Origin of the sequence: Proteus terrae, from assembly GCF_003144325.1 — a bacterium.
Taxonomy (GTDB): Bacteria; Pseudomonadota; Gammaproteobacteria; order Enterobacterales; family Enterobacteriaceae; genus Proteus; species Proteus terrae.
This window is the reverse complement of the sequence record NZ_PENS01000010.1, coordinates 171138-185579: the sequence shown is the minus strand read 5'-3', so window position 1 is coordinate 185579 and position 14442 is coordinate 171138. Positions and strand designations below refer to the sequence as shown.

The 14442-nt window shown below is 38.4% G+C and carries 12 protein-coding genes; 7 read left to right on the top strand and 5 right to left on the bottom strand.

Annotated features, from left to right (window positions below):
* Nucleotides 1-165 precede the first annotated feature (165 nt).
* Nucleotides 166-1866: an amidohydrolase gene (locus DK857_RS11860; protein WP_109402264.1), complete on the top strand. Its 1701-nt coding sequence runs from the start codon at nucleotides 166-168 to the stop codon at nucleotides 1864-1866.
* Nucleotides 1867-1955: 89 nt separating this feature from the next.
* On the opposite strand, the gene DK857_RS11855 is transcribed toward DK857_RS11860, so the two are convergent.
* Nucleotides 1956-2420, bottom strand: a complete 465-nt coding sequence (locus DK857_RS11855) for a GNAT family N-acetyltransferase (protein ID WP_109393499.1) — start codon at nucleotides 2418-2420, stop codon at nucleotides 1956-1958.
* Nucleotides 2421-2429: 9 nt separating this feature from the next.
* Entirely contained in the window at nucleotides 2430-3008 is a 579-nt protein-coding gene (locus tag DK857_RS11850; RefSeq protein ID WP_109402263.1) for an LOG family protein, read from the bottom strand.
* Between the two features lie 329 nt (nucleotides 3009-3337).
* On the opposite strand from DK857_RS11850, the gene rhtA reads away from it, so the two are divergent.
* Both rhtA and dps read left to right on the top strand, forming a co-directional pair.
* Nucleotides 3338-4228 carry a threonine/homoserine exporter RhtA gene (rhtA, locus tag DK857_RS11845; RefSeq protein ID WP_109393497.1) on the top strand — a complete coding sequence of 297 codons (891 nt, stop codon included), beginning with the start codon at nucleotides 3338-3340 and terminating at the stop codon, nucleotides 4226-4228.
* A 270-nt stretch (nucleotides 4229-4498) separates the two neighbouring features.
* Nucleotides 4499-5005 carry a DNA starvation/stationary phase protection protein Dps gene (gene dps / locus DK857_RS11840; protein WP_023581243.1) on the top strand — a complete coding sequence of 169 codons (507 nt, stop codon included), beginning with the start codon at nucleotides 4499-4501 and terminating at the stop codon, nucleotides 5003-5005.
* 65 nt (nucleotides 5006-5070) lie between these two features.
* Here the strand turns inward: dps and dinG are convergent, their stop codons facing one another.
* A complete protein-coding gene (gene dinG / locus DK857_RS11835) occupies nucleotides 5071-7185 on the bottom strand; it encodes an ATP-dependent DNA helicase DinG (protein ID WP_109402262.1) in 2115 nt (704 codons plus the stop codon).
* A 252-nt stretch (nucleotides 7186-7437) separates the two neighbouring features.
* Between dinG and DK857_RS11830 the strand changes: the two genes are divergently transcribed.
* From DK857_RS11830 to fabZ, 3 genes are all read left to right on the top strand, one after another.
* Entirely contained in the window at nucleotides 7438-8346 is a 909-nt protein-coding gene (locus DK857_RS11830; protein WP_109393495.1) for a LysR family transcriptional regulator, read from the top strand.
* 74 nt (nucleotides 8347-8420) lie between these two features.
* Nucleotides 8421-9302: a dihydrodipicolinate synthase family protein gene (locus DK857_RS11825; RefSeq protein WP_109393494.1), complete on the top strand. Its 882-nt coding sequence runs from the start codon at nucleotides 8421-8423 to the stop codon at nucleotides 9300-9302.
* A gap of 186 nt (nucleotides 9303-9488) precedes the next feature.
* Nucleotides 9489-9914 (top strand): 3-hydroxyacyl-ACP dehydratase FabZ, encoded by a 426-nt coding sequence (fabZ, locus tag DK857_RS11820; RefSeq protein ID WP_109393493.1) that lies wholly within the window; start codon nucleotides 9489-9491, stop codon nucleotides 9912-9914.
* An 87-nt stretch (nucleotides 9915-10001) separates the two neighbouring features.
* On the opposite strand, the gene DK857_RS11815 is transcribed toward fabZ, so the two are convergent.
* Nucleotides 10002-11390 carry an MmgE/PrpD family protein gene (locus DK857_RS11815; RefSeq protein WP_109402261.1) on the bottom strand — a complete coding sequence of 463 codons (1389 nt, stop codon included), beginning with the start codon at nucleotides 11388-11390 and terminating at the stop codon, nucleotides 10002-10004.
* Between the two features lie 81 nt (nucleotides 11391-11471).
* Entirely contained in the window at nucleotides 11472-12839 is a 1368-nt protein-coding gene (purB, locus tag DK857_RS11810; RefSeq protein WP_109393491.1) for an adenylosuccinate lyase, read from the bottom strand.
* A gap of 403 nt (nucleotides 12840-13242) precedes the next feature.
* On the opposite strand from purB, the gene metC reads away from it, so the two are divergent.
* The gene (gene metC, locus DK857_RS11805) at nucleotides 13243-14418 is read left to right on the top strand and encodes a cystathionine beta-lyase (protein WP_109393490.1); all 1176 of its coding nucleotides are present in this window, start codon (nucleotides 13243-13245) and stop codon (nucleotides 14416-14418) included.
* Nucleotides 14419-14442 lie beyond the last annotated feature (24 nt).

Below are 14442 nucleotides of genomic sequence, written 5' to 3'. Positions count from 1 at the left end.
TCTAAGTCGTATTTTTCGTTAAGTCGATGTAATAAGCTTGTAGTATTCACTCTGATTTAATTCTACTATGACCACCCGCGTCAAAACGCAACAAGATGCCCTATAAGCAGAATCATCATTTAAGCACGCGTTTTATGTGCTTAAAAAGCAATACAAGGTAGAAGAATGACATTTCAAATTGCAGACACTCTCTATTACAACGGGCTTATTTATACTGCTGATCATAATAACAATATTGTTGATGCTATCGCGATCAGCCAAGGTGTAATTATTGCTTCTGGTAAAAAAGAGGGGTTACTTTCTTACTGTAATGAAAATACTGAGCAGATTGATTTACAGGGAAGAATGGTCATGCCGGGCATTATTGATGCACATATGCACCCATTTTGGGGTGGCGCAACATTAGCGGGTTGCCATCTTGATTATCAATCGCTCTCTATCGATGACATTTTATTGCGTATTCAGAAATACCTTGATGAAAACTTTATTGATGGTGATACCGAATGGTTAAAAGTCTCCGCATGGTATCGTGAAGGTATGCAACCTGAAGGCGTGCAAATGACACGTTATCACCTTGATACCCTAAATACGACTCGCCCTATTTTGCTCTTTTCTAGCGATTGTCATAGTGTTCTTGCTAATTCTCGCGCTTTAGAGTTGTTAAATATCACCGCTGAAACGCCCGATCCACCAGATGGAAATATTGAACGTGATTGTGATAGAACACCTATTGGTATTCTTGAAGATGCGCCAGCAATGCAAGCCATTGACAAGTTACCGCCACTAACTGAAGCACAAAACCTGCAAATAGCCCGTCATGTTCAAAAATTATTAAATGAACAAGGTGTAACCACTATCATGGATGCGCGTGTAGGCGAGCCTCAATTACGCGCCTTTAATGCATTAAGAAAAGCAGGCGAGCTGACTCTTCGCGTAGAGAATGCCGTTGAAATCACGCCGGATGATGTACCTTGTATTGAAGATATTCCAAACGCTGTACACCATGCTGCCACTCGTTTTTCACAATGGCATCAAATCAGCGAAAATGCTCAACCTAGTGTTGCGATCCGCCACATCAAGCTTTTCCTTGATGGTGTATTGCAAGCGCCAATTATGACAGCACGCTTACACTCACCTTATCGTATCAATGTTGGTACCGATGACACGCCACACTGGCAAGATTCTGATCATATTGGCGATCTCTATTTTCCACCTGAAATTTTAACGCCGCTAGTCACCGAAATTGCCCGTGCTGGTTATCACCCTCATATTCATACTGTTGCTGAAGGTGCAATTAGTACGGCTCTTAATGCCATTAGTGCGATGCGTGAAGCCTTACCTGAAAAAGACATAAGACCAGGGCTTGCTCATAATGAATTGATGTGTAAAAAAGATTACGCTCGTTTTACACAACTAAAAACCTACCCTTTTCTCTCCTTCCAATGGGCGGTAGAAGAACAGAGCAATATCGAAAAAGATATTGAAATGCTGGGTAAATCTCGCTGTGACTATTTAGAGACTGCTGGCAAATTTATTGATGCTGGCGTTACTGTCGCTTTTGGTAGCGATTGGCCGATTGATCCACTTAATGAATGGTACGATTTTAAAGTCGCAATGACTCGCCAAAAAGATGCAGCAAGTCCTCGTCTTGATAATGATCGTAACCTAACATTAATTGAAGTCCTACGCGCAGCCACTATTAATGCAGCTCAAGCATTGGATATGGATAGACAAATTGGATCATTAGAAGTCGGAAAATTTGCCGATTTTATTGTATTAGATAGAAACCTGTTTGAAATATCGGCAGAAGATGTTGAAAATGTCAGGGTATTGTGTACGATCATTGCGGGGAAACCCACAATTTAGCTGAATAATATAAGTAATAAACCCGCTTTAAGCGGGTTTATTTTTATCTACGCACTTAATCTTATGAGAATTAACGTAAATTGGATCTGCTATAAAGCAATCCCCATTACTGTGCTCACTTCTTTTAATCCTTCACGCTCGTAAAAACGTTTAGCCGCACTATTTTCAGCTAATACAGATAACTCAAGATGCGTCATTCTTTCTGATTTAGCCCACTCTTTCATCGCTGTTAATAATAAACTGCCTGTGCCTTGGCTACGTACAGAAGGATCGACAACAATATCATAAATATAAGCATATTTACGCTGAACCAAGCAGTTAAACATTGGTGTTTCTTGAATTTGCGCCATGCTAAATCCAACTACTTTACCGTCTAAATCTGCCACTAAAAGATGAAACTTATCATTTTTTACTCCATTAATAATAAAAGCTTCATCTTGCTTACCCGGTTTTAAACGATCAGGTTGTAAATTCGCCATTTCATTAAATAAATAAGTGTAAAGCGTATTAATTTCTTCTACATCAGACAAAATTGCTTTTCTTATTATTATCATTTTTTACCTTTATTTGTTGTAGGTTTTTACAGGGGGGGCAATATATGTTTCAAATTTATCTAATAATTGAATAGGACATTGTTCTACAATCGCCATATTCCGATATTTTTCATGTAAGAATTGTTCATCCGCCATTTTATCAATCATCATTAATAATGGAGAATAGAACTGATTGATATTAAGCAAGCCTAAAGGTTTTTGATGTAATCCAATTTGGCTCCATGTAAAGACTTCACTAAACTCCTCTAATGTACCAAAGCCACCGGGTAAAGCGACAAAACCTTCAGCTAATTCAATCATTTTACTTTTACGCTGATGCATGGTCTCAACAATATGCAGTTCAGTCAGATTTTTATGAGATATTTCACGCCCTTCTAATAGCGTAGGAATAACGCCAATCACCTTTCCGCCTTCAGCTAACACTGTATCGGCGAGTGTACCCATAATTCCTACACTTGCACCACCATAAATTAAGGTGATATTACGTTTAACCAGCTCTTTGGCAAAAATAATTGCTTGTTCTTTATAAATAGGTGAAGCCCCTAAACTAGAACCACAATACACAGCGATAGATTTTATTTTATTCATTTTTTATTCTCTTTTAGCTAGTTAAAACGAGCTTGGAATTATACTGAAGGTACTTTTAATAAAAAAGGTTAAAAAAAGTGTTTTTACGCTTTTTATTGCACATATATATTTAATCATTATCACCCCTTATATTTATAAGAAGCTGTTTTTTATTTTATTAAAAATAAATTAATTCTTAATAAAGCTAATTTAACTCAATAAATTTAAAATAAAAAATATTTATTAATGAATAACTATATTAAAACAGATAGTTTTAATTTATATTATGCGATCCTTTGTTATCTGCTAACAAAGACACATACGATTGATTATTGACGAGGTTTTATAGGATGTTGTCAGCCAGACACTCAGCTAAATTACAGGTGTTTTACCCTGTGCTTCTTTTGCTTCTCTCCATGCTTTCAATTCAAAGTGGCGCATCCCTTGCTAAAAGCCTATTTCCTGTTATTGGTGCCCCCGCAGTAACGGCGTTACGCCTGTTATTGGGTACTTTGATCCTCTTTTTTATTTTTAAACCGTGGCGACTTAAGTTTTCTCGAGAATCAATTATGCCACTGTTTTTATATGGTTTATCTTTAGGGATGATGAATTACCTTTTCTACCTCGCCCTTGAAACCATTCCTTTAGGTATTGCGGTTGCCCTTGAATTTACAGGCCCTTTAGCTGTTGCTATGTTTTCATCGCGCAGAGCCATCGACTTTTTATGGATAATTTTAGTCATTGCAGGTTTAGGATTATTGCTACCTATTGGCGATAATATTCATGGATTAGATCCTCTAGGTATCCTTTATGCACTGGGTGCCGGTGTAGGTTGGGCGTTATATATTGTATTCGGACAACGTGCAGGTAAAGGTTACGGCGCGGCAACGGTTTCTATTGGCTCGTTAGTTGCGGCTTTTATTTTCGTTCCTATTGGTATGTTACAAAGTAGCCCAGATATTATGTTTAGCTGGTCAATTTTACCTGTTGCACTAGCTATTGCGATTCTATCAACCGCTTTCCCTTACACTTTAGAAATGATTGCTCTTACACGTTTACCCGCTAAAACGTTCGGGACTTTAATGAGCTTAGAACCTTGTATGGGTGCCTTTATTGGTATTATTTTCTTACACGAACATTTGACGTTAATACAATGGGTTGCCCTCGCCTTTATTGTGTTAGCTTCAATTGGTTCAACAGCAACCATAAAAAGCAAAACCAAAATTGAAGAGGTTAAGTAATTATTTAACCGTATTTATAAGAAATAAATATTTATTTAAAAAGGATCTTATGATCCTTTTTACTTATTAAATAATAACTTTACTGGCCTATCATTGTTATTTTGTACGTATTGTCTTACCCTAAATAGGTTATTTCGATAGATTAGATTTTTTTAATAGATGACCTATCAATTTAATAGTATCAATCGATAAGACTAACCATTAATAATTTACTATCATAATTAACAGAAATTAAGATATTGAGTTATTAATTATTTAGGGAGAACGATTATGAGTACTGCTAAATTAGTCAAATCCACACCTTCAACTCTGCTTTATACCCGTAATAACCTTGATGACAGCGTAAAACTACATGCTATAGAGTTATTGCAACAGATGGTGACGCAGTTTATCGACCTATCTCTCATCACAAAACAAGCGCACTGGAATATGCGTGGCAGAAACTTTATTTCTGTCCATGAGATGGTTGACGGTTTCCGCGATACCATTAATCAGCATACTGATGAGTTTGCAGAGCGTGTTGTTCAATTAGGTGGCACTGTATTAGGTACTGCACAAGTGGTGAGTAAGAAAACACCATTAAAGGCTTATCCTCTGGATATTCATGATGTACAAGATCACTTAAAAGCACTTGCTGATCGTTATGCTGTCGTTGCAAATGATATTCGTAAAGCTATTGACGAAGTTGAAGACGAAGATACCGCAGATATGTTTACCGCAGCATCGCGTGATCTTGATAAATTCTTATGGTTTATTGAAGCCAATATTGAGAATTAATTCGTAATAACATATTGAAATTATGTCGTTAAAAGGCTACCTCTCTTTCTCTAGGTAGTCTTTTTTTATTTATCTTTCTCTTTAGGCATCTCTGGTTGATAAATAGGGAAAATAGGTAACGCGGTTAATAAACGCGAACCATAGTTTTTTGTTAGCAAGCGTCTGTCATAAATCACTATTTCACCGTGACAATGATGACTACGAATAAGACGCCCAACCTGCTGAATTAAATTAAACGATGCACTCGGTAAACTCTGCACTTCAAAAGGATAACGTTTTAGCGATTTAAGCCACTCTCCTTCTGTCACAATCACGGGATCTGTCACAGGCGGAAAAGCAATTTTATGAATATGCACCTGCGTTAAATAATCCCCTTTTAAATCGAGCCCTTCTGCAAAAGATTGCAAACCTATCAACACGCTATTATCACCCGCATCAATACGCTTGCAATGTGTTTCGACTAATCGATAGCGTGGCTGATCGCCTTGCACTAATAAGCACAAACGTAAATCTTTCACTTCTTCTAAAAAGCCTTCCATTGCTCGCTGGCTACTAAATAAAACCAATTGGCCTCTGTGGTTATTCTCTTCCATACTGTGTCGAAAATAACGCGCCATCTCTTTTAAATGTTCACGTTCATGGCTCATGGTCGGTTCATAACGCATTTTAGGAATAACTAATCTACCTTGCTCTTTATGTTCAAAAGGCGAAGACAATGTAATAAAGCGATCATCAAAATGCTCACTTAAGCCTGTTAATTCTTGAATACGAGAATAGCTATTTAATGAGCGTAATGTCGCAGAAGTAATAACCACATGTGGGATATTTTTCCATAACAATTGCGTCAGTTGTTCGCTAACACGAATGCCAGCACAATGAAAATAGAGATGAGACTGCTTTTTATCGTAACGGCGCGTTAACCATTTGGATACTGGCGCTTTTGAGGTTTGCTCTAATGTGGCTAAGCGCCACAGTTTTGCCATATTTTCTAAATAACCCACCATTCTACTGGTCGTTAAAATAGCACGATGTAAACGTACAACATCTTCTTTTGCAGTACGCTCTGTTAAATCATTTAAAATGGCTTCGCCCAACATTTTTAAACCATCTGTTAGCTTAAATAATGTCTGGCAACTTAACAGAAGTTGTTCAGGCAATTCACCTAACGGGAAGAGGTATTCATCTTGCTCACTACGTTCTGGCAATAGTGCGCGTGTAAATGTATCAACCTCTTGATAAGCTTCACGCAACTTAGCGATATGGGCATCAAAACGAATAGGATCAGCCAATTTAGGCGGCCTTATCGGAATAAATTGCGCTAAATACTGGCTAACATGGCGAGTGATATTATCAAGCTGATTATTAAGAGCAACTAAGGTTATTTCCCCTTCAACTTCAAGGGCATCTCGCGCAACATCAGGAATATGGTGCCCTTCATCAAGTACCAAAAGTAGATTTTTAGCATCTGGCAACACAGATTCACTTTCCATTGCCGCCATCACTAAAGCGTGATTGGTAATAACCACATCCACTTCATCAATTTCACGGCGGGCAATAAAGAAAGGACAACGATGATAATATTGGCAATTGCGCCCTAAACAGTTCATCTTATCCGTGCTGATTTTACGCCATAAGCTATCTGTTAATGCGCGTTTATGATGATCACGCAAACCATCCCAACCAAAACTAGTGAAATCATTTTTCAGCTCTAGGCAAATTTCTCTTTCTGCACTTGTCGCCACATCAACTTTATCTTCAAGCAAAAACATAAGGTCAATTTGCTCACCTTCTGTTGCACAAATCGCATCTAAATTACGAGGGCATAAGTAACGTCCACGACCAAAAGCGCCAGTAAACGTGAGATCAGGAATGATTTTTTTAAGTAATGGTAGATCTTTGCTATAAATTTGATCTTGTAATGCCACATTGGCTGTACTGATTATCAGTGGTTTTTTCTCATCACGGCTAATAGCAATACCCGGAATAAGGTAAGAGAGTGTTTTACCCACGCCAGTTGGGGCTTCTATCACTAAATGACGTCCCATCTCATCAGAAAAAGTCTTAGCCACCTCAGCTATCATTTCACGCTGTGGCGCTCGCGGAATAAACCCTTCGATATGCTCAGGTAGGGCTTTATACCACTGACTTATTTGATTTTTAACTGATTGAGAAAGGGACATAACCACTCTGTAACTGATTTTAAGAAAGGCGCCATTGTCTCATAACACTGTATAAAAATCAGTAGTTACCTTCATTTGCTCTCCTTTTTCATCAAAGAATGGATAACATCTCGAAATTATTGAGCTTTGTTATAGATTATTAATTCAACTCTTCATAGTATGAGTATTCATTACGTAATATCTAAAATAGTCTTATAAAAAATGTGATTTATTGGTTTTATTAAACACAACACCAGTTAAGAGATACCTATAATGACTTCCGCAAAGCGCCCTATTTTTAACTTAGAACTTGATTTGCTTCGAACCTTTGTTGCTGTTGTCGATGGAAATACCTTTGCAGCGGCGGCTGAGTCTGTTTGTCGTACACAATCTGCCGTAAGCCAGCAAATGCAACGACTTGAATCGCTGATAGGCAAAGAGCTGTTTGCTCGCCAAGGACGAAACAAAACACTGACAGAAGCAGGTACACAACTGCTTAATTATGCTCGCCGTATTTTGCGTTTGAATGATGAAGCCTGTCTTTCATTGATGCATGAAGAAATTGATGGGATCTTAAAAATTGGCTCTCCAGATGATACGGCAAACACGATTTTACCTGATCTTCTTGCGCGTTTTTCTGGAGCCTATCCTCGCCTTATCATGGAAATTATTGTTAAACGTAGCCCATTTTTAATGTCTATGTTAGAAAACAACGAGCTGGATTTGGCCATTTCCACTGAAGAACATGTGGGTTATCCCAAAATTGTATTACGAGTTTCTCCCTCTTTATGGTATTGCGGAAAACACTTCCGGTTTGATCTTGATGAACCCTTACCGTTAGTTGTATTAGATGAACCCAGCACATACCGCGATATGATGATAAATCACCTTGATCAACAAGGTATTCGTTGGCGAATCGCTTATATTGCTACAACGCTTTCGGGTGCTAGAGCCGCAGTACGTGCAGGCTTAGGCATTATGGCGCGCTCAATTGAGCTTTCAGGTGATGATTTACGCATTTTAGGCGAAAAAGAAGGCTTACCGGCTTTACCTGCTATCAGTTATAACTTGTATCTCAATGCCAACAGCCCCGGAAAAGCAGCCCAAATACTGTTTGATTCATTAAAAAATGAACAAAATGAAGTGATTAATCATGCCGACATAACACTTCAACAAGAATAGAGATCCTAGAGCCCTTAAATCGTGTTGATAACCAAAGTAATAAAAGATTAAAACCATAAAACAGGACACCGATTATGACCCAATTTCATGGCATTTTTCCTTACCTTGTTTCACCAGTTGATCAAACTAAAGGTACCATCCTCGAAGCTTCATTACGTCGATTAGTCGAACATTTGATTTCGTGTGGCGTTCATGGTTTAAGTCCATTAGGTAGCACTGGTGAATACGCTTATCTCTCTCAAACACAACGCAATGAAATTGTGCGTATTACAGTTGATCAAACCGCAGGCCGAATTCCCGTTATTGCGGGTGTTGCAGGTTTTTCAACTGCAGATGCTTGTCATCAAGCTGAACAATACGCTCAATTAGGCGTCGATGGCATGGTCTTAATTTCACAAAAAATGTACCCATTAAGCGAAGCCGCACAAGCTGGTTATTTCCGAACTATCGCCGAAGCTTTTCCTGAAAAATCCATGACAATTTATACCAACCCAGGACTTTTGGGAGATGTTCTTCCTATTTCTTTATTCAATGAGCTTAGCTATATCCCGAATATTGAATATATTAAAGATGCCTCAAGCAATACAGGTCGCTTACTCACCATGATCAATACGTTTGGTGAGCGTGTTAAGATCTTTAGTGCTTCAGCTCATATTCCATTGTTGGTGTTAAAACTTGGCGGTGTAGGTTGGATGGCGGGGCCTGCTTGTGTGTTGCCAAAGCAATGTGTTGAACTGTATGAGTTAGCAACAAAAGGCGATTTTGATACAGCACTAGCAAAACAAAAAGAGATATGGCAAATCAATGAAGCGTTTACAAAGTACTCGCTCGCATCATGTATTAAAGCATCCTTAAATATTCAAGGCTTTGAAGTCGGCTCTCCTATTTTACCGCAAGAGCCTCTAAATGAAGCAGCAATGAACGATCTACGCCAAATTATTGCTCGCCTTGATTAATAAACTATTCTTATTTAGAAATAGCAAAGGCTAGATTTTTCCTATTCTGGTCTTTGTTATCTGTTTAACTCAATTTTCTCATCAAAAATACAGGTCAATACTGTACCATATTGAATAAGAATGAAATAATAACCACCGTTGTTGTAAAACTGAGCTTACCCTATCACCATAACGAGGAGAAAATATATGCTCATTTCCGTCAGTGAAATAATGGAAATATTGCCTCATCGTTATCCATTCTTATTAATTGATCGCGTTATTTCTGAGCCAGCTGAACTTGCTAGTGGCAAATTAACAGCCATTAAAAATATCACAACCAATGATACGGTTGTTTTTGGTGAGTTTTATCCACCTTTATTACTACTTGAAAGTATGGCTCAAGCTTCTGGCGTTCTTGCCCATTACTACCTTTCACCAATGGGTAAAGATCAACAATGTTATTTTGCCAGTATAAAAAATGCGCGTTTTTATGACGTGGTGAAAGCGGGCGATCAGCTACATATTGAGATCCAATTTCGCCGACAACGACGCACAATTGTTAGCTTTTCAGGTACGGTGAAAATTGGTGAGAAGGTAGTTTGTACATCTGAATTTATGTGTGCGAGACAATAAGTAAAGGATTGGTAGTTAAAACCAATCCTTTACACTAATCTTTTATACGAATCCTTTATACAATCACCTTGTTTGCATTATTTCAGCCTAACCTTCTATTTCTTTAATACGTAATAATTGTGTTATTTCTGAAATAGTGACATTGTCGAAATGCAGTATTTTTTCAACTAACTGTGCTGATTGTTCTGCTTCTATCACCAAAGATGCATTATCGTAAAACTTACTGATCACATCTTTATCTGCCATTGGATTTTTCGGATTACCGTATTGAATGTCTAATCTTTCCGTGATCTTCTCGCCATTTTTTAATGTCACGAAAATTAATCCCGGGAAATAAGTAGGAAATGGGATCTCCCCTTTTTCGGGATAACGATAACTTACACGCTTCGCTAATGACTGAATATCTTCCCGTTGTAGGTTTTCAGGTAATAATGAAGAGAGCGTTAAAGCGTTATCTAGAAAACCCGCAGCAAATAACCATGGCAAACTAAATTTAGCCCCATACGCGGTTTGAGGTGCCCATTTTGTTTCAAGTGGCTCGCAAATCAAAGCAGCCGCTACTGGATCGACAACACACTCAACACTATCAATATCATCAGCCATGATCCCTTTTTTCAGCAAATTACGCCCACAATCTACAGTCGCATGAGCGAAATGGCATACCGGATAAGGCTTAATAGAAACATTTAAAAATTCCCACACATCACCTAATCCTAATGCCACTTGTTCTGGTTGTGCTTGCTCTTTAATACCATGTGTTTGATAAAGGCTATAACGACCTTCAAATATTGTGTCAGGACCTGTCATTCCGCCTTTTGCTAATGATGCTGCGATAATACCTGATTGTGCAGCCCATCCCGCATGAAAGCATTTAGAAGATGAACTGTTAGTAAGATATTCTGCCACACCTCCTGCTTGGCTTCCTGTTAGGCCTATTGCATTCACAGTTTGTTCTGGCGTTAACTTTAATAGTGAAGCGGCACAAGCTGTTGCGCCAAAAATTCCCGCAATTGCTGTGGCATGAAAACCTCGCTGATGAAATCCACTATGGCTTGCTAAGCCTACTCTTGCTGCCACTTCCCAGCCAATCACCCATGCCGTTAAAATATCTTTTGATGACGCACCAATAGACTCACCCAATGCAAAAGCAATTGGCGTTAATACCGCGCTACCATGTGCAATCGAATCAGTATGTGTATCATCAAAATCTAAGGCATGTGATGCAATACCATTTGTCAGTGCCGCCACCGTAGTGCTTGTTGTTAGCGAACTTCCCCAAATCGGAATGTTACCTTGGCTATCAGGTAAAAAAGCCACACCTTGACGACTTTGAATAGCACTTTGTTGCACACTTCCAGCAAGTGCGACACCTAATGTATCTAATAAATGAATTTTGGCTCGGCTAACAACTTGAACAGGTAAATCAGAGAAAGTGGTTGTAGTAATAAATTGGGCTAACTGCTGACTCAATGTCATAAACACCTCGGGATAGATAAGAAAAAGCCAGCAATATCACCGGCTTTTAGATAATAAGAAGATTGGATGTAATTAAGTCACTTAGTCATTTAACCAGCCAGAAGCTTTGGTTTGTGCGACAACTCGATCAACTTGGGCTGGTGCATTACCGACATATGTCGTTGGATCTAAAAGTGCATCAAGTTCCTCTTGAGTAATGTGATCACGAATACGGGTATCACGATTAATCGCTTCAACGAAGGTTATGCCTTCTTCTTGCCCAGACATTGATGCCTCATACACAATTTCATGCGCGGTTTGTTTACCTGCTTTATCAGATAATGCAAACATCACACGCTCTGCCAGCATAAAGCCACCAAGAATATCCATATTTTCGCGCATTTTTTCAACATGCACATTCAGTCCGCCTATTACTGTTTTCATATTATCGAAAATAACAGACAGCATCAGGCACATTTCAGGCATGATCTTCCATTCCATTTTCCAGATTGCACCATCACGCTCATGTTGGTGTTTCATCATATCCGTTAAAACAGAAAGATTCGCTTTTAGGGTGTTACTCACACAGGCCGCATTTTCAACAATGGCAGGGTTACGTTTATGTGGCATGGTCGAAGAGCCTACTTGTCCTTTGCTGAAAGGCTCGGATAACTCATCAATTTCGTTATGTGCTAATAGTAGGATTTCATTAGCAATTTTACCTAGAGTTCCACTAATTAAGCCCATTAACATGCCATATTCACTGAATCTATCTCGCGCAGGTTGCCATGAAATTTCAGGTACACCTAAACCTAAGCGTTTTAATACACGGGCTTCTAATTCATCAGCTTTATCGCTTAAAGAAGCCTTTGTACCCACCGCACCAACAACACTACCTACAAATAAGCGAGGTTCGATCTCTTTAAGACGTTGATAATGACGCGCTAACTCAGTTAACCAAATTGCGGTTTTATGGCCAAATGTAATTGGCAGAGCTTGTAATGCTAATGTACGCCCAACCATTGGTGTGTTGCGATGTTGTTCACTTAATGACAGTAATGCACGACCTAATACTTTGATATCACGTAAGAAAGTATGATGAGCATCTTTTAGTTGCAGTACAAGACCGGTATCAATAACATCTTGTGTTGTTGGACCAAAGTGAACGTATTCCCCATAGTGTTCTGGGCAAGCATGTTCTAAACCACGAATTGTTGGCACTAATGGATGGCGAGTAAGACGCACTTGTTCTAATACATAATCCATATCGAGCTTTTCAAGTTTCGCGGTGTCTGCAATCACTTTTGCAGCCTCTTTTGGGATCAAACCTAATTCAGCTTGCTCAATCGCTAATGCGGCTTCGTAATCAAGCCAATTTTGCATTCTAGTTTTATCAGAAAAAATAATTCTCATCTCTTCTGTTGACCATAAATTCTTTAATAAAACCGAATCAAAAACGCTGGTTCCCATAATTATTTCCCCTGTTAAAAGAATAATAAAAAAATCGTTTTTTTAATCAAACGACTTGTTAGATTGTTATTTTATTTATGCAATATAATCTCAATAAAAACACTTTGATAATTTTAATCTAATTTCAAATATTTCTAATCAATTAAAAAGTAGCATTAATTCAATTAGTTATAAACAACCCTTTATTTATTACTTATAACTTTTGAATCTTAAATGTTATTTAAGATTTAATTAGAATAATTAATGCTAAAAAGTTAGAGGAAGATCATCATTTTTAGAAAATAGCTATTTTAAAAATAAATAAGTTTGTTATAAATAATAGAAACAAAATAAGCGCAAACAGTAATTAATCCTTTTATTTAATTACCGGGGAACTCTATTTCTATATTTGGAGATATTAATAATGAAACAAAATAAACAAACAAAACTGATACACAGTGGACGTCAAGAAATCAAAACTTCAGGCCCTATTAATCCACCCGTAATGAGAGCCAGTACCATCGTTTTTGATTCGATTAAGAGTTGGCGTGATGTTCGTGATCGTCGTGCAACAGAGCGTGTTTTAAGCTACGGTGCGCGTGGTACAGAAACCGCATTTGCCCTTGAAGCTTTAGTAACCGAATTAGAAGGCGGTTATCGTGCTCAGTTATTCCCTACTGGGTTAGCCGCTATTGCCGTCACAATTATGGGATATGCCCGCAGTGGTGGACATGTTTTATTTGCTGATTCTGTTTATGAGCCTGTTCGTAAAATTGCATCGGCTTTTCTTGAGCCTAATAATATCGCTTATAGTTTCTTTAAAACCGATGGTTCTGATTTTGAACAAAAAATTCAACAAAATACACAGCTTATTTTTGTCGAATCACCGGGCTCACTCCTTTATGAAATGCTAGACCTGCCTGAAATTTGCCGTATTGCTCATGAGAAAGATATTCCTGTCGGTGTTGATAATACTTGGGGCTCTGCATGGCTCTATAACCCGCTGGAATTAGGCGCGGATGTCTCTGTTATCGCGGCAACCAAATATTTATGCGGTCACTCTGATGTGATGATGGGCATTATGGTTGCGAATGAAAAAGCATGGAAAAAAATTGGTGCATTACCTGAAGCATTAGGGCAAGCCAGTAGCCCAGATGATGCAGCATTAGTTCTTCGTGGTATGAGGACATTAGGTCAACGCATCGCAGCACATGGTAAATCAGCACTAGCCATTGCACAGTGGTTAGAGACTCGCCCTGAAGTTGAAAAAGTCTGGTTCCCTGAATTACCTAATCATCCTCGTCATGATTTATGGAAACGTGATTGCAAAGGCAGTAACGGTCTATTAACCATTGAATTTAAACAAGAATATACCGCTAAACAATCAGAACAATTTATTGATGCGCTTGAGCTTTTTGGCATTGGTGCTTCTTGGGGGGGATTTGAAAGCCTCGCTTTACCTGCCAATGTTATCGGTGCGAGAACAGCATCTGATTGGCGTGAAGGTCATGGTCCTTTTGTCCGTTTACATATTGGCCTTGAAGCAACGGATGATCTTATTGCAGATATTACACAAGCTTTTTCAGCATTAAACCAATAACAAAAATATTGCATCATTACCGGG